18 protein-coding genes and 1 tRNA gene are annotated in these 20,144 nt (G+C 71.3%); 13 read left to right on the forward strand and 6 right to left on the reverse strand.

The window, feature by feature from the left end:
• Positions 1-54 precede the first annotated feature (54 nt).
• The 7 genes from hisS (at position 55) to ACXKZB_RS05170 (ending at position 7,032) form a co-directional block, all read left to right on the forward strand.
• The gene (gene hisS, locus ACXKZB_RS05140) at positions 55-1,299 is read left to right on the forward strand and encodes a histidine--tRNA ligase (RefSeq protein WP_222659856.1); all 1,245 of its coding nucleotides are present in this window, start codon (positions 55-57) and stop codon (positions 1,297-1,299) included.
• 96 nt (positions 1,300-1,395) lie between these two features.
• Positions 1,396-2,679, forward strand: a complete 1,284-nt coding sequence (eno, locus tag ACXKZB_RS05145; protein ID WP_123313266.1) for a phosphopyruvate hydratase — start codon at positions 1,396-1,398, stop codon at positions 2,677-2,679.
• Positions 2,680-2,832: 153 nt separating this feature from the next.
• Positions 2,833-3,366, forward strand: coding sequence for an FtsB family cell division protein (locus ACXKZB_RS05150; protein WP_488825008.1), 534 nt, complete (start codon positions 2,833-2,835; stop codon positions 3,364-3,366).
• Between the two features lie 64 nt (positions 3,367-3,430).
• Positions 3,431-3,979: a DUF501 domain-containing protein gene (locus ACXKZB_RS05155; protein WP_111084823.1), complete on the forward strand. Its 549-nt coding sequence runs from the start codon at positions 3,431-3,433 to the stop codon at positions 3,977-3,979.
• A gap of 38 nt (positions 3,980-4,017) precedes the next feature.
• Entirely contained in the window at positions 4,018-5,493 is a 1,476-nt protein-coding gene (locus ACXKZB_RS05160) for an NAD(P)/FAD-dependent oxidoreductase (protein ID WP_488825010.1), read from the forward strand.
• Positions 5,494-5,573: 80 nt separating this feature from the next.
• Positions 5,574-5,650, forward strand: a tRNA-Leu gene (locus tag ACXKZB_RS05165).
• Between the two features lie 41 nt (positions 5,651-5,691).
• The gene (locus ACXKZB_RS05170; protein WP_488825012.1) at positions 5,692-7,032 is read left to right on the forward strand and encodes a threonine/serine exporter family protein; all 1,341 of its coding nucleotides are present in this window, start codon (positions 5,692-5,694) and stop codon (positions 7,030-7,032) included.
• A 67-nt stretch (positions 7,033-7,099) separates the two neighbouring features.
• Here the strand turns inward: ACXKZB_RS05170 and ACXKZB_RS05175 are convergent, their stop codons facing one another.
• Together ACXKZB_RS05175 and ACXKZB_RS05180 are read right to left on the reverse strand one after the other, a co-directional pair.
• A complete protein-coding gene (locus ACXKZB_RS05175; protein WP_488825013.1) occupies positions 7,100-8,800 on the reverse strand; it encodes a class I adenylate-forming enzyme family protein in 1,701 nt (566 codons plus the stop codon).
• Positions 8,801-8,892: 92 nt separating this feature from the next.
• The gene (locus tag ACXKZB_RS05180) at positions 8,893-11,271 is read right to left on the reverse strand and encodes an Ig-like domain-containing protein (protein ID WP_488825015.1); all 2,379 of its coding nucleotides are present in this window, start codon (positions 11,269-11,271) and stop codon (positions 8,893-8,895) included.
• 228 nt (positions 11,272-11,499) lie between these two features.
• Between ACXKZB_RS05180 and ACXKZB_RS05185 the strand changes: the two genes are divergently transcribed.
• On the forward strand, positions 11,500-12,081 hold the full coding sequence (locus ACXKZB_RS05185) for a LemA family protein (RefSeq protein ID WP_111084820.1): 582 nt from the start codon (positions 11,500-11,502) through the stop codon (positions 12,079-12,081).
• A 19-nt stretch (positions 12,082-12,100) separates the two neighbouring features.
• Positions 12,101-13,003, forward strand: coding sequence for a M48 family metalloprotease (locus ACXKZB_RS05190; RefSeq protein WP_488825018.1), 903 nt, complete (start codon positions 12,101-12,103; stop codon positions 13,001-13,003).
• 6 nt (positions 13,004-13,009) lie between these two features.
• Here the strand turns inward: ACXKZB_RS05190 and ACXKZB_RS05195 are convergent, their stop codons facing one another.
• Positions 13,010-14,281, reverse strand: a complete 1,272-nt coding sequence (locus tag ACXKZB_RS05195; RefSeq protein WP_488825020.1) for a winged helix-turn-helix domain-containing protein — start codon at positions 14,279-14,281, stop codon at positions 13,010-13,012.
• 92 nt (positions 14,282-14,373) lie between these two features.
• Between ACXKZB_RS05195 and ACXKZB_RS05200 the strand changes: the two genes are divergently transcribed.
• Positions 14,374-15,624 (forward strand): AI-2E family transporter, encoded by a 1,251-nt coding sequence (locus ACXKZB_RS05200; RefSeq protein WP_396290369.1) that lies wholly within the window; start codon positions 14,374-14,376, stop codon positions 15,622-15,624.
• A 62-nt stretch (positions 15,625-15,686) separates the two neighbouring features.
• A complete protein-coding gene (gene ilvA / locus ACXKZB_RS05205; RefSeq protein WP_123313273.1) occupies positions 15,687-16,946 on the forward strand; it encodes a threonine ammonia-lyase in 1,260 nt (419 codons plus the stop codon).
• Between the two features lie 133 nt (positions 16,947-17,079).
• Here the strand turns inward: ilvA and greA are convergent, their stop codons facing one another.
• Positions 17,080-17,568: a transcription elongation factor GreA gene (greA, locus tag ACXKZB_RS05210; protein WP_111084815.1), complete on the reverse strand. Its 489-nt coding sequence runs from the start codon at positions 17,566-17,568 to the stop codon at positions 17,080-17,082.
• Positions 17,569-17,639: 71 nt separating this feature from the next.
• The gene (locus ACXKZB_RS05215) at positions 17,640-18,050 is read right to left on the reverse strand and encodes a DUF4307 domain-containing protein (protein WP_315971217.1); all 411 of its coding nucleotides are present in this window, start codon (positions 18,048-18,050) and stop codon (positions 17,640-17,642) included.
• A gap of 103 nt (positions 18,051-18,153) precedes the next feature.
• Here ACXKZB_RS05215 and mca point away from each other — a divergent pair, with 103 nt between their 5' ends.
• Together mca and ACXKZB_RS05225 are read left to right on the forward strand one after the other, a co-directional pair.
• On the forward strand, positions 18,154-19,044 hold the full coding sequence (mca, locus tag ACXKZB_RS05220) for a mycothiol conjugate amidase Mca (RefSeq protein ID WP_488825023.1): 891 nt from the start codon (positions 18,154-18,156) through the stop codon (positions 19,042-19,044).
• Entirely contained in the window at positions 19,041-19,346 is a 306-nt protein-coding gene (locus tag ACXKZB_RS05225) for a hypothetical protein (protein ID WP_111084812.1), read from the forward strand. The genes mca and ACXKZB_RS05225 overlap by 4 nt, the downstream gene beginning before the upstream one ends.
• Positions 19,347-19,403: 57 nt before the next feature.
• Here ACXKZB_RS05225 and trhA read toward each other — a convergent pair whose 3' ends face one another.
• Positions 19,404-20,111 carry a PAQR family membrane homeostasis protein TrhA gene (gene trhA / locus ACXKZB_RS05230; protein WP_488825025.1) on the reverse strand — a complete coding sequence of 236 codons (708 nt, stop codon included), beginning with the start codon at positions 20,109-20,111 and terminating at the stop codon, positions 19,404-19,406.
• Positions 20,112-20,144 lie beyond the last annotated feature (33 nt).

Here is a 20,144-nt window from a genome sequence, read left to right on the forward strand (position 1 = left end):
CAGTAGAACGCATGCGGCGCAACCCTGCAATGCGCATCTGCCAGACTTGACGCCATGGCGACGACCGTGACGGCACCCCGTGGCATGCGTGACTTCCTCCCCGCGGACAAGGCCCGACGCGAGCACGTGCTCGGTGTCGTCCGCGACGTCTACTCCCGGCACGGGTTCGACGAGATCGAGACCCCGGTGGTCGAGGACGCCGCGCGCCTGCACTCAGGGCTCGGCGGTGACAACGAGAAGCTGGCGTTCGCGGTCATGAAGCGCGGGCTCAGCACCGAGGACCTGCAGACGGCCCAGGCGCCCCTCGACCTCGCCGACCTCGGGCTCCGCTTCGACCTGACCGTGCCGCTCGCCCGGTTCTACGCCTCGCACCGTGCCGAGCTGCCGTCGGTGTTCCGATCGGTGCAGATCGCGCCGGTCTGGCGCGCCGAGCGTCCGCAGAAGGGGCGCTACCGCCAGTTCGTGCAGTGCGACATCGACATCCTCGGGGAGCCCGGGCAGCTGGCCGAGATCGAGCTCATCCGCGCCACGACCGCCGCCCTCGACGCACTCGGCGTGACCGGCACCACGATCCGCATCAACGACCGGCGGATCCTGCTGACCCTGCTGGCGTCGTGGGGCATCGCCGACCCGGCTGCCGCCGACCGCGCGCTCATCACGATCGACAAGCTCGACAAGATCGGTCCGGACGGCGTCGCCGCCGAACTCCGCAGCACCGTCGGGCAGGAGCTGCCGGGGCTCGAGGACACGATCCGCGCGCTCGAGGCCGCGGACTGGACCTCGGTCGAGGGCTCCGCGTGGCTCGACGCCGAGGCGTTCGCCGACCTGTTGCGCCTGCGCGAGGCCCTGCCGGGGGTCGACCTCCGCTTCGACCCGACGCTCGTGCGCGGGATGGGCTACTACACCGGCACGATCTTCGAGGTCGCGCACCCCGACTTCGGCTACAGCCTGGGCGGCGGCGGTCGGTACGACGGCATGATCGGCCGCTTCCTCGGCCAGGACGTCCCCGCGGTCGGCTTCTCGCTGGGCTTCGAACGCCTGGTCGACCTCGTGACACTCCCGGAGTCCGCGGAGTCCGACGCCGTGGTGCTCGTCTACGACAAGGACGTCGACCCCGTCCGGCTCGCGGCCCTGAAGACCGAGGCGCTCGGGTCGCACCGACGCGTACGGCTCGAACGGCGTACCAAGAACACGAAGAACCTGCTCGCCGGTCTGGCCGCACAGGGGTTCTCCGCCTTCGCGACCGTCGGCGCCGACACGACGTCGCTCGAGGGTGTGGAGTTCCGCCCGCTCGACTGAGTCGTCCACACCGGGCGTCACGGTCGACGTCGTGTTCACCTCGGCTCGCTAGGATCGGTCCCGCAAACACCACAACCAATGTGTAGGGAGTACCCCGTGGCCCTGATCGATGCCGTAGGCGCACGCGAAGTCCTCGATTCCCGAGGCAACCCGACGGTCGAGGTCGAGGTCCTCCTCGACGACGGCGTCGTGTCCCGCGCGCTCGTCCCCTCCGGTGCCTCCACCGGTGCGTTCGAGGCGTACGAACTCCGCGACGGCGATGCCTCGCGCTACGGCGGGAAGGGCGTGCTCAAGGCCGTCGACGCCGTCCTCGACGAGATCGGCCCGGCGCTCGAGGGCTTCGACGCCACCGACCAGCGCCTCGTCGACGCCGCGCTCATCGAGCTCGACGGAACCGAGAACAAGTCCCGCCTCGGCGCGAACTCGATCCTCGGTGCCTCGCTCGCCGTGGCCCGTGCCGCTGCCGACTCGGCCGACCTGCCGCTGTTCCGCTACCTCGGCGGCCCGAACGCGCACACGCTGCCCGTCCCGCTGATGAACGTCGTCAACGGTGGTGCCCACGCGGACACCAACGTCGACATCCAGGAGTTCTTCCTCGTGCCCTACGGCGCGGAGTCCTTCTCCGAGGCGCTCCGCTGGGGCGTCGAGACCTACCACGCCCTCAAGGGCGAGCTGAAGAAGCAGGGCCTCGCGACCGGCCTCGGCGACGAGGGCGGTTTCGCGCCGGAGCTCGCATCGAACCGTGCAGCGCTCGACTTCCTGCTGACCGCGATCGAGAAGGCCGGCTACACCCCGGGCAAGGACATCGCCGTCGGCCTCGACGTCGCGTCCACCGAGTTCTTCCACGACGGCAAGTACTCGTTCGAGGGCAAGCAGCTCTCGAGCCAGGAGTTCACCGCGTACTTCGCCGACCTCGTCGCGAACTACCCGCTCGTCACCATCGAGGACCCGCTGGCCGAGGACGACTGGGAGGGCTGGTCGCACCTGACCGCCGAGCTCGGCGACAAGGTCCAGATCGTCGGCGACGACCTGTTCGTCACCAACCCGAAGCGTCTGCAGCGGGGCATCGACGAGAAGGCCGCGAACTCGATCCTGGTGAAGGTCAACCAGATCGGCACGCTCACCGAGACCCTCGACGCGGTGTCGCTCGCGCACCGCCACGGCCTCACCTCCATCCTGTCGCACCGCTCGGGTGAGACCGAGGACACCACGATCGCGGACATCGCGGTCGCGGTCGACGGTGGTCAGATCAAGACCGGTGCACCGGCCCGTTCGGACCGCGTCGCCAAGTACAACCAGCTGCTCCGCATCGAGGAAGAGCTCGGCGACGCCGCGGTGTACGCCGGTCGCTCGGCCTTCCCGCGCGCCGCGTCGCTGTAGCCAGCCGCTCAGCAGTCCCTGTACCGACGAGACGCCGTCCTCCTCCGAGAGGGCGGCGTCTCGTCGTGTGCGGACGTCGGCGAGACGCTGAGAGGGCGCCGAACGGCCGCGTGCCGAGCGTGCCCACCACGTCGGTCGGGTTATCGTCGGACCGTGCCCAGCCAGAAGCCCCGCGTCCGCCGCGTCCCCGTGGCGATGCCCGACGGCACCGCGTCGGCGCAGCCCTGGTACCGCTCGATCCACTTCTCCGGCTTCAGCCTGCTCATGCTCGCGATCATCGTGCTCTTCGTCGTGGTGCTCGCGCCGTCGCTCCGCACGCTCATCCAGCAGCAGGAGCAGATCGCCCAGCAGCAGCGTGAGGTGGCGAGCCAGAAGGCCGACGTCACGCAGAAGAAGAAGGACGTCGCCCGCTGGGACGACCCCGCCTACATCGAGGCGCAGGCACGCGATCGCCTGCTCTACGTGTACCCGGGCGAGGAGAGCTACCTCGTGATGGGCGCCGAGAACCGCACGACCGAGACCGTGCCGACGACGGATTCCGGCACGCCGGTCAGCACCAAGGTCCAGACGCCGAAGGTGGACTGGGTGCAGGCGATGCTCTCCTCGGTGCTGCAGTCCGGGCTCACCGACGAGACCGCGGCCGACCTCGTGGCCCCGGACGTCTCGGGCACCGGCGAGAGCAAGTAGCGCCCGGCACCCGTCCGGCACGACGGTGCGCGGGGCACCGGGTCTCCGGTAGGCTCACGTTCCCGTGACGACCCCTCCCTTCGACCCGCCCTCCGACCGCGACGTCCAGGTCGTGTCGGCGCAGCTCGGCCGACCGGCACGCGACGTCATCGGGATCGCGGCACGGTGCGTCTGTGGCAACCCCACGGTCGTCTCCACGAAGCCCCGACTGTCGAACGGCACCCCGTTCCCGACGTTCTACTACCTGTGCCACCCCGCGGCCACCGCCGCGGTCAGCACCCTCGAGGCCAACCAGGTGATGCCGGAGCTGGCAGCACTGCTCGAGGACGACACCACTGCGGCCGCGTACCTCGCGGCCCACGAGTCCTACCTGGCCGATCGCGAGTCGATCGAGCACGTCGACGAGATCGTCGGCATCAGCGCCGGTGGCATGCCCACCCGTGTGAAGTGCCTGCACGCCCTCGTCGGTCACGCCCTCGCCGCCGGACCCGGCGTCAACCCCATCGGCGACCTCGCGCTCGAGCGCGCGGACTGGTCGCCCTCCCGGTGTGAGTGCCGGGCGTATGATGACGGTGCAGACGCTGGAGTCGGGGCGGGTGGCGGCGAAGTCTGACTCGACTCCGAAACCCCCATCCAAGGAGATCATCCCCCGTGCCCAAGATCCTCGTCGTCGGCGGCGGTTACGCCGGTTTCTACACCGCATGGAAGCTCGAGAAGCACCTTCGCCAGGGCGAAGCAGAGGTCGTCATGGTGGACCCGCTGCCGTACATGACGTACCAGCCGTTCCTGCCCGAGGTCGCCGCCGGTTCGATCGAGCCGCGTCACGCGGTCGTCTCGCACCGCCGTCACCTCAAGAACACCCGCGTCGTCACCGCGAAGGTCACCAAGGTCGACCACGCGACGAAGACCGCCACGATCACCCCGGCCGAGGGCGAGGCGTGGGAGGAGTCCTACGACCAGATCGTCATGACCGCCGGCGCGGTGTCGCGCACGTTCCCGATCCCGGGTGTCGCGGACGAGGCCATCGGCCTCAAGACGATCGAGGAAGCCGCGGCGATCCGCGACAAGATCCTCACGAACTTCCACAAGGCGGCGAACCTGCCGGCCGGTCCCGAGCGTGACCGCCTGCTGACCGTCGTCGTCGTCGGTGGTGGCTTCGCCGGCATCGAGGTCTTCGCCGAGCTCCGCTCCTTCGTCACCGACCTGCTGAAGAGCTACCCCCAGCTGTCCTTCGACGAGACCCGCTTCCACCTGGTCGAGGCGATGGGCCGCATCATGCCCGAGGTCTCGCTCGAGACCTCGCACTGGGTGCTCAAGAACCTGGCGCAGCGCGGTGCGAACGTGCACCTCGAGACCCAGCTGGCCTCGGCCGTCGGTGGCGTCTGCGAGCTCAAGACGAGCGACGGTGCCATCGAGAAGATCGAGTCCGACCTCATCATCTGGACCGCCGGTGTCATGGCGAACCCGATGGTCAAGGGCACCGACTTCCCGCTCGAGCAGCGCGGACGCATCCGCGTGCAGCCCGACCTGCGCGTCGTCGACGACAACGGCGTGATCGCGGACGCATGGGCCTGCGGTGACGTCGCGGCCGTGCCGGACCTCACCGGTGGTGGCGTCGGCGGCTTCTGCGTGCCGAACGCCCAGCACGCCGTCCGTCAGGCGAAGCAGCTTGCGAAGAACCTGGTCGCGACGATCCGCGGCGAGGCCACGACCGAGTACAAGCACGAGAACCTCGGCGCCGTCGCGGGTCTCGGGCTCGGCATCGGTGTGTTCCAGTCCGGCAAGTTCGCCATGAAGGGCTTCCTGGCGTGGGGCGCACACCGCGGCTACCACGGCATGGCGATGCCGTCGTGGGAGCGCAAGTGGCGCGTCATCGGCGACTGGGTCGGTGGCTTCTTCCTCGGTCGCGACATCGCGTCGCTCGACGACCGTGAGACCCCGCGCGCTGCGTTCGAGGCGTTCGCGTCCCGTCCGAAGCCCGCGGCCGAGGCACCCGCTGCACCGGCTGCCGCGCAGGCGCCGGAAGAGGGCAAGCCCGCCGGTGCCGCCGGTCCCGCGTACGGCGAGCCCGCGAAGGACGTCTCCAACGACGCCGAGCCGGTGAAGGCCGCGGCGGACGCCAAGTAGCAACGGTCGACACGAAGGCGGTCACTCCGTACGGGGTGGCCGCCTTCGTCGTCGAGGGCATCGGTAGGCTGTTGCGGCCCGCCCCCGTGGCCCAATCGGTAGAGGCACGCGACTTAAAATCGCTGAGTTGTGGGTTCGAGTCCCACCGGGGGTACCACGCGACTCGCCCAGCGCGTCGCTGCCAGTACGATCGCCTGCGTGGTCGGACTCGGAAGCGCACTCGCGAACCTGCAGAACGCCCTCCGTCGGCCCGAGGCCCACGTCGAGGTCGTCGACGGCGAGACCGTCCCCGTCGGTATGCTCCTCGGCACGCTGGGTGCGCTGCTGCTCGATGCGGGCAGCTCCGTCACCGACGTCCGCTCGGCGCTCGAGAAGGCCCGCGACGCCGCCGGCGTCGGACCGACCCTGGCGATCGGGGTCCTGCCGGCGCTGGTGATGGTGAGCGAGGTCTCGACCGGTGCGGCGACCATCGTGAACGCCGAGGGCGTCGAGCTGTCGTCGCGGCAGGCCGCACGCGCGAACCGGGTCGTGCTCGGGCTGGAGAGCGGTTCCATCGCCCTCGCCGAGATCCCCGCGCGGGTCCGGGCCATCCGCGCCGGTACCGTCCCGCCGCCCGCACTGCCCTGGATCCTCGGCAACGCCCTGACCTCCGCCGGGCTCGCCGTCGTCTTCCGGTGCCCGTGGTGGGCGATCCTGCTCGCGCTCCTGGTCGGTGCGCTCGTCGGCGTCATCGGCCTGCTGCTCCGCCGCTTCCGCGAGGCCGTCGCGATCATCCCGTTCCTGGCGGCCTTCGTGTCGACCGCCATCGTCGGGCTCGTCGCCGCCGGCGCCGGGTTCGAGCAGGTCCCGCTGTTCGCCGTGTGCGCGCCGGTGGCCGTGTTCGTGCCCGGCGCCCTGATCACCAACGCCCTGCTCGAGCTCACCGCGGCCGACATCGTCACCGGGTCCTCGCGGCTCGTCCAGGGACTCATCATGCTGGGCTTCATGGCCGCGGGCATCGCCTCGGGCAGCGCACTGACCGGGCTGCACGTCGACCCGTCCTCGGCGGCGCTCGTCGGCGAGGTCGCCGGCGTCGGGACGGACCTGGCGGGGTGGGAGTCCGTCCCGTCCTACTGGGTGTCGTGGGTGGCCGTGGTGGTCCTGGCGGTCGGACTCGGCCTGGTGTTCCGGTCGGGCTGGCGGCTGACGCTCGTCTCGGTGGCGGTCATGGTCACCGCCTACGCCCTGGTGAGCGGGACGACGCCGATGTGGGGCAGCGTCGTCGCGACGGGGGCGACGGCCGCTCTGCTGTTCGTCGCGACTCGGTTGCTCGAGCGGCTCGTGCCGGCGATCCCCGCGACGGTGTCGTTCTTCCCGGCGTTCCTGCTGCTCGTCCCCGGGACGGTCGGCCTGGTGGCGGTGGCGACGTTCGACCCCGAGTCCCTCGCGACACCCCTGGCGACCTTCGTGAGCCTGTGCATCGGGACGAAGATCGGCGGGCTGCTGCCGGGCCTGTTCGCCCGGAACGCGCCGAACCGCGGGGTGGACGCGACCAGCTGACCGCCTGGAGGCGCGGGGCGGGGCCGCCACGGGCCTCCCGTCCGACGCCGCGCACCTGCAGAGCCCGCTACGGCTCGATCAGCCGGCCCGCCGCCTGGTCCTCCGCTGCCGTCGCCTTCGCGAGGTAGTGCACCTTCTTGCCGGTGGCGTTGTACGGCAGCTCGGTGACGAACCGGTAGAGCCGCGGCCGCTTGTAGCGGGCGAGGCCGGGGTGCGATGCGGTCCACTCCTCGAGGGCGGCGGCGGCTTCGACGTCGTCCTCCGGCAGCCGCCCGGGCGCGCGGACGACGTACGCCGTCACGACCTCGCCCCAGCGCTCGTCGGGGACGCCGACCACGATCGAGTCGGCGACGCCCGGGTGCTCCTGCAGCGCGGCCTCGACCTGCACGGGGTGCACGTTCTCGCCGCCGGAGATGATCATGTCGTCCTTGCGGCCGACGATCGTCACCCGTTCGTGCTCGTCCCACGTCGCGAGGTCGCCGGGGTAGAACCAGCCGTTCGCGAACTTCTCGGCCTCGAGCCCCGGGTTGCGGTACGAGTAGCCGGACTTGACGGTCCGGACCGCGAACTCGCCGATCTCGGAGCCGTCCTTCGGCACGGTGTCGGTCGGGTCGGCCAGGCGGTCTTCGTAGACCCGCACCACGGCGACGTCGTCGTCCGTCGACGCACGTCCGGTGGAGCCGGCGCCGTCGGGGAAGTCCTCGGGACGCAGGAACGTGTTCCAGAAGGTCTCGGTCGTGCCGTACCCGTTGAAGATCCGCGGGGACAGGAGCTCCTGGTAGCGGAGTGCGGCGGCGCGGTCGAGCGGCGCGCCCATCGTGACGATGCCGTGCAACGACGACAGGTCGCGGGGCCGCGCCTCCTGCGCGTTCGCGAGCTGCACCAGGTTCGGGGGTGCACCGATCAGGAACGTCAGCCGCTCGGACTCGACCAGGTCGAGTACCCGCTCGGCGTCGAAGTGGCGCAGGGTCGTGAGCTCGGCACCGACGTAGAACACCGGGTTCGGGCCGCCCGAGTACAGGCCGCCCCGGTGGAACAGCGGCGACATGTTGAGGGTCTTGTCGAACGGGCTGAGCGGGAAGTGCATCACGACGTCGTGGGCGCTGAGCACCTCGACCAGGCTCGGCAGGGGCACCGGCTTCGGTCGTCCCGTGGTGCCGGAGGTGTAGAGCCGAGTGGTCTCGTCGTAGACGCTGCGCGGCTCGGTGGCGGCCAGCTCGGCGGGCGTGACCGGGTCGGCGGCGAGGAGGGCGGTGAACGCGACGCGCGCGTCGCGTGCGGGCTCGTCGTCGTGCGCGTCTTGGTCGTCGTCGCCGACGACGACCAGGTGGTCGGGACGGTGCGGCGAGGTCTCGAGCGCGCGGGCGATGTCGGCGGTGCGGCTGGCGTCGTGCACCAGCACCACCGGTGCGGAGTCCTCGATGATGAAGGCGACCTCGTCCGGCGCGAGCCGGAAGTTCGTGGGGGAGAACACCGCACCGATGCGGTGGCACGCCAGGTAGAGCATCGCGAACTCGGGGGAGTTGAACAGTTCGACCATCACGACCGAACCGCGGCCGGCGCCGTGCCGGACGAGCCACCCGCCGATGCGGTCGACGGCGTCGCCGAGCTCCGCGTACGTCCACGATCGACCCGTGTCCGGCTCGCGCAGCGCAGGGCGGCCTGCGAAGCGGTGGGTGTTCCGCGCGAAGCCGTTCGCGTACGTGAAGCTGCCCTCGAACACCTCACGGAAGCGTGTCGGGTCGTAATCGGATCGGGTCTCGGTCATCATCGCTCCCTGGGGCGGTCGAGCGGCGCGTCACGCACCGTTCGTCACTGTATCCGCCGCGCGGGGACGGCGGACGGGAGGCCCGGTGCGGGTCAGGTGCGCGCGTCCGGTTGCGTGGTGCGCGCCCAGAACCACGCCCCGATCGCGCCCGCCACGCAGGCCGCGCCGACCGCGCCGAGCAGCACCGGCGACACGTGCGTCCCCGACGGGCCCGAGTAGACCGCGGCGGTGAGCGCGACCGCGACGACGGCCAGCGCGACGTACCGGCCGCGCGAGGCCGCGAGGAGCGCGCTGCCGGCGGACCCTGCGAACGGCAGCAGCATCGCGATGACGGCTCCGACCCCGCCCACGCACAGGGTGATGGCGAACTCCGACGTCAGCGCGTGCCAGAAGCCCCCGCCGGCGGTCAGGCTGTGCAGCACCCAGCCCGAGGCCGCGAGCGCGAGCAGGGCGACCGTCCGCCAGGTCGCGCTCCGGGCACCCGCGGCGATCGCCGAGCCGAGGCGCAGCGCGCCGGTGTCCAGGTCGGGGCGACCCGACGGCACGAGCACCACCCCGACGATCAGGGCGGGGGAGAGGTCGGCGGCCCGCGTGATGCCGCACGCGATCAGCGCCGCGAGCACCAGCCACGGGGACACCCGGAAGCCCACGGCGCGGTGGTCGGGTCCGGCCGCCCATCGGGTCACGAGCACCACGGCTGCGGTGAGCACCGTGGTCCCGAGCAGCACGGCGATCGCGAGGCGGACGTAGCGGGCCTCGAGCGAGACGCCCACGCCCAGCAGCGTGCAGAGGGCGGCCACGGTCACCGCGATCGTGATCGACACCCACGTCGGCAGGACGTCGTCCGTTCCCGAGCGGTCCGAACGCGAGCGGTTCCGTCCGAGCAGGCCGGCGAAGGGCGACCGGATGCGACCGCGGGCCGCCGCGGCGACGAGGGCGAGGGGCGCGGCGATGAGCAGGAGGAAGCCCGCGGCGACGGCCGTGGCGATGAGCACGGTCCGCCACGAGAACGCGGCCTGGATCGTCGGCACGGTGCGGTCGTAGGCGGTGGCTGCGGTCCAGTCGCCCGCGGGGCCGGACCAGTCGGTGTGGCCGCCGCCGGGGCCCGCCGCGCCGGGGGCGCTGGTGCCGCTCGTCGTGGTGCCGTCGCCGGGTCCGGCCGACGATCCGGACCCACCGCTGCCGTCGGATCCGCCGCTGCTCCCGCTGCTGCCGCCGTTCCCGTTCGTGCCGATGCCGCTGCCGGTGCCGCTGCCGGTGCCGTTTCCGTTCCCGTGCCCGCCAGGGGTGCCGGTGTCACCGGGCGGGGTCGTGGTGCCGGTACCGTTCGTGGGTGCGTCCCCGCCGGTACCGGGCGTCCCGGTGGGGGTGCCCGACGTCGACCACACCGTGACCCGCACGGCAGCGGACGACCGCGAGTAGTTGCCCGCGGCGTCGTGTTGCGTCGCGGTGAGGTCGTGACCGCCGGACCGGAGCTGCGACCCGGCTGTCGAACAGGACCAGGACCCGTTCGCAGCCACCTCGGCACGGCAGACCGGTGCTCGGTCGACGTACACGGTCACGTCGGCGCCGGGCTCGCCGGTGCCGCGGACGAGCGTGGCGCGCGAACCGACGCGGTCGCCGTCGCCGGGCGCCGTGATCCGCGGAACCGCCGGCGCGGTGCGGTCGACGGTGACCCGCACCGGGGCCGAGGACGCACTGCGCAAGTCGGAGCGGTAGCCGTGCGCCGTGCTCGCGGTCTGCGACGCGGTGACCGTGACGGTGGCGTCGGACCGCAGCGCGAGCGAGGCCACCCATCGACCGTCCGGTCCGACCGGGGCGCTCTGCTGCGACGACGACCCGGAGACCGACAGGAGCACGGTGGACCCGGGGTAGCCGGTACCGGACAGTGCGCCGCTGGTCGGGTGGTCGGACGCGACGGTCGGCGGCACGATGACGTCGGACGCCGGAGCGCTCGCGGACGGCTGGGTCGGGGTCGTGACGTCACGCACCGTGAAGACCTGCTGGGGGCCCGACCGCACCGTTCCCAGGCAGGCCCACGACCCGTTCGCCTGCACCTGCGCGGAGCACCCGGCCGACCCGGTGGACGCCGGGCCGGTGACGCGGACCACGTGCGCCGGGGTGCCGGTGCCGTGGAACCGGGCGGTGCTGCTCGTGATGTCCCCCGGGTCGGCGATGGTCGGCGCGACGGGTGGTCGCCCGGTCGACGCGGGCGGGGGCGTCGGGGTGCCGGGGCGGCCGCTGCTCGGCGGGCCCACGAGTTCGCCCGGCTGCGGGGTCGCGGTGGTCGCGGCGCTGATGCGCTCGGTGTCCGCGGCGCCGGCGACGGCGAAGGCGGGGGCGGCTGCCGCTGCCAACAGTGCCGCGGCGAGGAACGCCGTGGCCGAGGCGATTGCGACGAACCGGGTACGACGACGAGGGCCGTCGCCCCCGACGGCCCGGTCGTCCACGTTGTCCCCTCGCGTGCTCACCGACTCCATCCCACGTGATGTGAGCCGCCGGGTCAATACACCTCGCGGATGATGTCGGGCATCCGGTCCGGTTCGTCCGTCAGTCCGAATGCCCGGTGTGCATGACTCGGGAATCGCCCGTGAACCCTGGCGGTCGACGGGAGCACCGCGCACGCGTCGGTAGACTTCACGACGGCCGTTCAGGCCACGCAGCACCGCGGATCCGAACGCGAGAAGGAGCACCCCCACATGGACACCGGACTCGTCACGACGCTGATCGTCGTCGGAGTGGTGGTGGTGATCCTGGTCATCATCGGGATCTACCTCTGGGTGACGTACAACTCCCTCGTCACGCTCAAGGTCCGGGTGGACGAGGCCTGGAGCGACATCTCGGTGCAGCTGAAGCGGCGTGCCGACCTCATCCCGACCATCGTCGACACGGTCAAGGGGTACGCCACCCACGAGAAGGCCGTCTTCGACGACGTCACCAAGGCGCGCTCGGAGACCCTCACGGCCGGAGACGCCGGGACCGCCTCCGCGGCCGAGGGGCACATGCAGAAGGCGCTGAAGAGCGTGTTCGCGGTCGCCGAGGGGTACCCGCAGCTGCAGTCGAGCCAGAACTTCCTGCAGCTGCAGACCGAGCTCGTCGACACCGAGGACAAGATCCAGTCCGCCCGGCGTTTCTACAACGGCGGCGTGCGCGAGCTGAACACGAAGATCCGGGTCTTCCCGAACTCCACGTTCGCCAAGCGGCGGGGCTTCGCCGAGGCGACGTTCTTCGAAACGGCCGAGCCGGCAGCGATCGCCGAGCCGCCGCGCGTCCAGTTCTGACCCCAGTCCCGCAGCTGCCGTGTACAGCGCCATCGCGCGGAACAAGCGCAACACCGTCGTCATCGTCCTGGTCTTCCTGCTGATCATCGGCGCGCTCGGGTTCCTGGGCGGCTACCTGGCCGGGAACGTCTCGATCGGCGTCATCGTCCTCGCGGTCGCCCTGGGCTACGCGGTGGTGCAGTACTTCTTCGCCGCTCGGCAGGCGACCGCCATCGCCGGCGGCATCGAGATCGACCGCACCTCCGAACCGCGGCTCTGGCGGACGGTCGAGAACCTGGCGATCTCGACCGGCATGCCGATGCCCCGGGTCTACGTCATCCACGACCCGTCGCCGAACGCCTTCGCCACCGGGCGCGATCCCGAGCACGCCGTCGTGGCCGCGACGACCGGGTTGCTGCAGATCATGGACGACCAGGAGCTGCAGGGCGTGATGGCCCACGAGCTCGGCCACGTCCGGAACTACGACATCCGGGTCTCGACGATGGTGTTCGGGCTGGTGGTGGCCGTCGGCCTGATCGCCGACGTGCTCCTGCGCATCTCGATCTTCAGCGGCCTGTCCGGCGGCCGGAACCGCAACTCCGACAACGGCGGCGGCGCGAACCCCGTGCTGCTCATCGCCGGCATCGTGGCCGTCGTCGTCGCGCCGATCGCCGCAGCGGGTGTGCAGGCCGCCGTGTCCCGGCAGCGCGAGTACCTCGCCGACGCCACCGGTGCGATGACGACCCGCCATCCCGAAGGACTCGCACGGGCGCTCGAGAAGCTCGGCGCGTACGGTCGCCCGATGCAGACGCAGAACTCGTCGATGGCCCACCTGTGGATCGCCGACCCGATGCGCCCCGGTGTGATGGACCGGCTGTTCTCCACACACCCGCCGCTGCCGGACCGCATCGAGCGGTTGCGGGCCAACGCCGACCGCTTCTGACGCCGGTCAGGCCTCCGCTGCGTCGAGCTGCTCGGCGGGTTCCGGGGGATCGGCGTCGTCCACGGCCTCGTGGGGGACCAGCGGGAGGCCGAGCGCGCCGGCGACGGCCGCCGCGGCTGTGCCCCGATCGGTGACCTCGATGGCGTCGAGTCCCTGCCACGCGGCGGTGCGTCGGAGGGTCTCGGTCAGCCGCTCGGCATCGAGGTGCTCGTCGGGTTCTTGCCACGCGGTCCGGACCCGGAGCACGCCCCGCTGCCGGTCGCTCTTCAGGTCGACCCGGCCGACGAGCCGGTCGTCCTGCAGCACGGGGAGCACGTAGTACCCGAAGACCCGCTTCGGCGCCGGTGTGTAGATCTCGATCCGGTAGTGGAACCCGTACATGCGCTCCGCTCGGCGGCGGAACCACACGACCGGGTCGAACGGGCTGAGCACCGCGTCGGCGGTGAGTTGTCGGGGCACCCGGGCGTCGGGGTGGAGCCAGGCCCGCTCACCCCAGCCCTCGACCCGCACGGGCAGGAGCTCGCCGGCGGCGGTCAGCTCCGCGATGGCGGCCGCGGTGTCGTCCGACCGCAGCCGGTAGTAGTCGGCGATGTCCGCGCGGGTGCCCACGCCGAGGGCGCGGGTGGCGTGCCGCACGAGGTCGAGGACGGCGTCGGCGCGCGGCGGCGCCGTCTCGAGGAAGCCGGCCGGCAGGACCTGCTCGGGCAGGGCGTACACGCGCTCGAACCCCGACCGCCCGGCGCTCACGGCCTCGCCCCAGCGGAACATCTGCTCGAGCCCGGTCTTCACGTCGCTCCAGCCCCACCACGGTCCACGGCGCACGTTCGACTCGTGCTCGACGGCGCTGGCACGCATCGGCCCCTCGGCACGCAGCAGCGCGTGCAGCTCGCGTCGGACCTCGGCGGTGCGGGTGACGCCGTCGATCCGGGTCGGGCCGGCGTCGCGCTGCCGCAGGGCGTCCATCCGCCAGCGGAACAGCCGTAGGTCGTCGCGCGGGATGAGGGCGGCCTCGTGCGCCCAGTACTCGGTGTACGGGCCGGACCGACCGAGGGTCAGCCGGTCGAGCGTGGACCGGTCGTACGGCCCCAGGCGTGCGAAGAGCGGCAGGTAGTGGCTGCGTTCGAACACGTTCACGGAGTCGATCTGCAGCAGCCCGAGGCGGGCGAAGGCGGCGTTCACCGCGCGCGTCGAGACGTCCGTCGCCGGCGGCCGACCGAACCCCTGCGCAGCGAGGGCGACGCGGCGGGCTTCGGCAGCGGAGAGCGAGGACCTGACCATGCGCCGACGCTACCGAACCCCGCCGACAGCACGGCGTCGGAACGTATGCCGTATCTGGAACGCGACGCCGAGCGCATCGCTAGGATCGGCCCATGGCCTGGGGCAAGAAGACACCGCACACCGATCCCGTCGTCGTCGATGACGCGGTGCCGCCCGGCATGCGGATCGCCGGCGCGTGGTCGTGGCGCATCCTCGTCGTGGTGGGTGTCGTCGCGGTGGTCATCTACCTCGTCACGCTGTTCAGCGAGATCCTCATCCCGTTCCTCATCGGCATCGTGGTCGCCGCGCTCCTGGTCCCGCTGTCGAACTGGATGCAGCGCCACCACGTGCCGAAGTGGGTCGCCGTCATCGTCAGCCTGGTCGGGGGACTCGCCGCCGTCGGGGCGCTCATCTGGCTCGTCGTCGACCAGATCGCCGCCGCGTACCCGTCGCTCCGTGACCGCACGCTGTCGCAGTACGACAACATCCGCGACTTCGTGCTCGGCTCGGGGCTCGGCATCAGCCAGAAGGACCTGAACTCCTACCTCAACCAGGCGACCGACTGGCTGCAGAGCAACTCCGGCTCGATCCTGTCCGGGGTGGCCAGCGCCGGGTCGTCGCTGACGCACATCCTCACCGGCCTGTTCATCGTCATCTTCACGGTGATCTTCCTGCTCATCGACGGCAAGAACGTCTGGCGCTGGACGGTCCGGCTCTTCCCGAAGAACGCCCGCAGCGCGATCGACGGCGCGGGTGTCGCGGGGTGGACGACGCTGACGAGCTTCATCCGCGTGCAGATCTTCGTCGCGTTCGTCGACGCCGTCGGCATCGGCATCGGCGCCGCGATCCTGCAGCTGCCGCTCGTGGTGCCGATCGCCGTGTTCGTCTTCCTCGGGTCGTTCATCCCGGTCGTCGGGGCGATCGTCACCGGGTTCCTGGCGGTCTTCGTCGCCCTGGTGTTCAACGGCTGGGTGGCCGCGGTCTGGATGCTCGTCGTCATCCTCATCGTGCAACAGGTCGAGGGGCACATCCTGCAGCCCCTCGTCATGGGCAGCGCCGTCAAGGTGCACCCGCTCGCCGTCGTCCTCGGGGTCACCGCGGCCTCGGGCCTGGCGGGCATCGCGGGCGCGTTCTTCGCCGTCCCGCTCATCGCGACCGTGAACTCGATGGTCACGACGATCTCGAGCGGCCGCTGGAAGACGATGGACTCCGACCACGTGCGCGAGGCCAAGCAGGAGGCGCACGACGAGAACGTCCGGACCAAGCGCCGGCGCAAGATCCTCAAGCTGCGGGAGCGCCGTGGCGACGTCCCGAAGCCCGGCACCGACGAGCAGCCGACCGCGGTCAAGGGAACGGCGGGCTGACGCTGCACGATCCCTCGTGTCACGGGTTCGCCGCAGACGCCCGGAACGACGATGATGGGGGAGTGACCGACACCAGCGCCTCCCAGCACACGCTCGCCGCGATCCCCACCCTGGCGGACATCGAGACGGCACGGGAGACCATCTCGGGCGTCGCGCGCGTCACCCCGATGGAGACGTCGCAGTTCCTGGCCGAACTGCTCGGGTCGCCCGTGCACCTGAAGTGCGAGAACCTGCAGCGCACCGGTGCGTACAAGGTCCGCGGCGCGTACAACCGCCTGTCGACCCTGTCCGCGGAACAGCGTGCCAAGGGTGTCGTCGCCGCCAGCGCCGGCAACCACGCCCAGGGCGTCGCCCTCGCCGCACGCGAGCTCGGCATCCCGGCGACGATCTTCACCCCGGTCGGCGTCGCGCTGCCGAAACTGCAGGCCACCCGCCACTACGGTGCCGAGGTCGTGCTGCGCGGCCACTCGGTCGAGGAGGCCCTGAGCGCCGCCAAGGACTTCGCCGCGCACACCGGAGCGGTCTTCATCCCGCCGTTCGACCACCCGGCCGTCATCGCCGGACAGGGCACCCTCGGTCTCGAGATCATCGACCAGGTGCCCGACGTCGACACCGTCGTCGTGCCGATCGGTGGTGGCGGTGTGATCTCCGGCATCGCCCTCGCGGTCAAGGGCATGGCCGAGCGGCTCGGGCGCCCGATCAAGGTCATCGGGGTGCAGGCCGAGAACGCCGCCGCCTACCCGTCGTCGATCCGCGCCGGCGAACCCGTCACCATCACGACGAAGCCGACCATCTCCGACGGCATCGCGGTCGCCCGCCCCGGTGACCTGAACTTCCCGATCATCCGCGACCTGGTCGACGACATCGTCACGGTCTCCGACGACGACACCGCCCGCGCCCTGCTCGTGCTGCTCGAGCGCGCCAAGCTCGTGGTCGAGGCCGCCGGCGCCGTCGGCGTCGCCGCCATCATGTCGGGTGCCGTCCGCGACACCGGGCGCACCGTCGTGCTGCTGAGCGGCGGCAACATCGACCCGCTCATGATGGAGCGCGTGATCACCCGCGGTCTGGTCGCCGCGTCACGGTACATCGGCATCCGCATCATGCTGCCGGACCGTCCGGGTCAGCTCGCCCGCGTCGCCCAGGTGATCTCGGACGCCGGTGCGAACGTGGTCGAGGTCCTGCACACCCGCCACGGACAGGGCCTGGTCATCAACGAGGTCGCCCTCGACCTGTCGATCGAGGCGCGCGGCCCCGAACACGCGCAGGAGGTCATCCAGCGCCTGCACGAGGTCGGCTTCCGCCCGGAACTCCTCGAGCACTAGTCCCGCGACGATCCACGAGTCGTTCGACGCGTGGACTGTCGGAAATGCGGCGCGGGCCCTGGGCGCGACCGGCGGACAGACGGGAGGCCCGTGGCGGTGTCGCCACGGGCCTCCCGTCTGCAGTGGGCTGGGTCTACGGCTCGTAGCGCTCGATCTTGACGACCTCGACCGCGATCTCCTTGCCGTTCGGCGCCGTGTAGGTGGCCTTGTCGCCGGCCTTGAGGCCGACGATGGCGGCGCCGACGGGGCTGACCGGGCTGTAGACCGTCAGGTCGGAGCCCTCGGCGACGATCTCGCGGCTGCCGACCAGGAAGGTCGACTCGTCGCCCGCGATGACGGCGGTGACGACCGTGCCGGGTTCGACCGTGCCGTCGAAGACGGCTTCGCTGACGGTGGCGTGCTTGAGGAGGTTCGTGAGGACGCGGATGCGCGCCTCGATCTTGCCCTGCTCGTCCTTGGCGGCGTGGTAGCCGCCGTTCTCCTTGAGGTCGCCCTCTTCGCGAGCGGCCTCGATGCGGCGCGCGATCTCGGCACGGCCCTCGCCGCTCAGCTCGTCGAGCTCCGCCTGGAGACGGTCGTGCGCCTCCTGGGTCAGCCAGGTGACCTGCGTGTCGTTGCTCATCTTCTGTCCCTTCGACCATGAAAAAACGAGACCGGCCGAGTGGTCGGTCTCGAGAGGCGAATCAGGTCAGTCTAGGGAATCCAGCAGTCGTGGATCAAGCCGGTGACGCCACGGGTCGTCGTCGTCACCTCGGTGCTGACGCTGCGCGTGCGCTGCTCGGACGGGGCGAGGGTGATCTCCTTCCAGCCCACGATCGAGTAGCTCTTGTCGAGGACCTGGACGGCGCACTTCGCGCGGACCCCCGGGTCGACGGAGACCTGCGAGTGCACGACCGTGCTGTGCTGGGAGAGAACCTCGTACCCCACGACGTCGTCGGTCAGGCCGCGGTCGGACTGGTCCAGACCCGCCCAGATCACCCAGGCGGCGAAGACCACGACGACGGCGATCGCGGCGGTGATCGCGACGGCCTTGCTGCGGCGCGCGCGGGCCGGGGTGCGGCCGTAGCGGTCGTCGAGGGTGGCGGCGTGGTGCTGTTCGGACAGTTCGGGGCTCCCGGGGTGATTATCCTGATCCCAGGGTAGTTCACGCGTCGCTGTGCACTTCCCGTCCCCGCTCGCCCACGCTCACCACACGTGAGGAAGTCCTGTGCCGTACCGCTTGCTGGCCGTCCACGCCCACCCCGACGACGAGTCGAGCAAGGGGGCGGCGACCGCGGCGAAGTACGTGGCCGAGGGGCACGAGGTGCTCGTCGTGTCCTGCACGGGCGGTGAGGCCGGCGACATCCTGAACGACCAGCTCGGCGAGCCGGCGACCAGCCGCGCGCACCGCGACATGGCCGGGTACCGCCGCACCGAGATGGCCGCCGCGCAGGCGGCCCTCGGCATCGACCACCTGTGGCTCGGCTACCACGACTCCGGTCTGCCCGACGCCGACAAGGGTGAGACCGTCCGACCCGGCACCTTCTCGACCGTGCCGCTCGAGTACAGCACCGAGGCGCTCGTCCGGGTCGTCCGACGCTTCCGCCCGCACGTGCTCGTCACCTACGACGAGAACGGCGGCTACCCGCACCCCGACCACATCCGCACGCACGAGGTGTCCGTCGCCGCCTGGACCGCCGCGGCGGACCCCGCTGCGTACCCCGGCGCCGGCGAACCGTGGTCGATCGCGAAGCTCTACTACGAGCGCACGATGAACCCGCGACGCTTCAGCACCATCTTCGAGGCGCTGCAGGAGCGCGACCCGGACAGCCCCGCGATCGAACAGCTGCGCGAGTGGGTCGAGCGGTTCGCCGACCGACCCGACCTCGCCACCACGCACGTCGACGTGCACGAGTACTTCGACCACCGCGACGCCGCGCTCCGTGCCCACGCCAGCCAGGTGGCGCCGGACAGTGCGTTCTTCTACTGGCCGAACGACCTCCTGGCCACGGTGTGGCCGACCGAGGACTACCAGCTCGTGGAGGCCCGCGTGCCGACCGAGCTCCCGGAGACCGACCTGTTCGCCGGGATCCCAGCCGACAAGGAACCGACCCCGTGAGCTCCATCGCGGCGGCACTCGCCGCCACCCCCAGTCCCAGCCCCAGCGTCGTGCCGGACGTGAACGTCACCCCGGGTGTCGTCGGCTTCATCGCCATCGCGCTCGTGGCCGTCGCGACGATCGTCCTGGTCGTCGACATGACCCGGCGCATCCGGCGGACGCGCTACCGGTCGGAGATCCGCGAGCGTCTCGAGGCGGAAGCGAACGGCACCGCGGTCGACGGTCCGGCGACGGACGAGTCGGAGCGGCGTGCGGCCGAGGACGGCCGAGCCGACGTCGGGGACGACACCGAGCGCGGTTGACGCGACCGCACGGCGGACGGGAGGCCCGGTGCCAGCTGGCACCGGGCCTCCCGTCCGTCAGCGCACCGGGTCCAGGGCGACGATGAGCACGCCGACCCACTGCGCGCCGAAGGCCACCACCGTCAGGGCGTGGAACACCTCGTGGAAGCCGAACTGGGTGGGGACCGGGTTCGGCCGCTTGAAGCCGTAGACCAGCGCCCCGATGATGTAGGCGACGCCGCCGGACAGCACGAGCACCGTCATCGGCACGCTCGCCGCGAAGAACTGCGGCAGCAGCCCGAGCGCCGCGCACCCGAGCACCAGGTAGATCGGCACGTACAGCCACCGCGGCGCGTTGATCCAGAGCACGCGGAAGGCGATCCCGAGCGCCGCCCCGGACCACATCACCCAGAGCACGACCACCATCAGGGTGTGCGGCAGGGCGCAGATCGCGATCGGCGTGTAGGTGCCGGCGATGAGCAGCAGGATGTTCGTGTGGTCGATGCGCTTGAGCACCGCCTTGACGGTCGGCCCCCACGGGAACCGGTGGTACGTCGCGGAGACCCCGAACATCGCCAGCGACGTCGCCATGAACACCGCGCTGCCGACCTTCGCCGCCGTGCTGTCGGCGAGGGCGATGAGGACGATGCCCATCGCGATGGCGAACGGGAACGCTCCGAGGTGGATCCAGCCGCGCCAGGCGGGGCGGGTGTCCTCCGTGGTCGTCGCGGCCTCTTCGGTGAACGGGACGTGGGGGAGGGTGGCGGTCTCGTGCTCGTCCTGCATGGTGCGACTGTAAGCCCCGCGCCCGAACGGATG

The organism is Curtobacterium sp. ABR8 (genome assembly GCF_057812125.1).

Bases quoted from the DNA above. Each gene is read 5' to 3' on its own strand.
- hisS (WP_222659856.1), top strand. From the start codon at position 55: ATGGCGACGACCGTGACGGCACCCCGTGGCATGCGTGACTTCCTCCCC.
- ACXKZB_RS05175 (WP_488825013.1), bottom strand. From the start codon at position 8,800: ATGACCGAGACCCGATCCGATTACGACCCGACACGCTTCCGTGAGGTG.
- ACXKZB_RS05185 (WP_111084820.1), top strand. From the start codon at position 11,500: ATGGACACCGGACTCGTCACGACGCTGATCGTCGTCGGAGTGGTGGTG.
- ACXKZB_RS05195 (WP_488825020.1), bottom strand. From the start codon at position 14,281: ATGGTCAGGTCCTCGCTCTCCGCTGCCGAAGCCCGCCGCGTCGCCCTC.
- ACXKZB_RS05200 (WP_396290369.1), top strand. From the start codon at position 14,374: ATGGCCTGGGGCAAGAAGACACCGCACACCGATCCCGTCGTCGTCGAT.
- greA (WP_111084815.1), bottom strand. From the start codon at position 17,568: ATGAGCAACGACACGCAGGTCACCTGGCTGACCCAGGAGGCGCACGAC.
- trhA (WP_488825025.1), bottom strand. From the start codon at position 20,111: ATGCAGGACGAGCACGAGACCGCCACCCTCCCCCACGTCCCGTTCACC.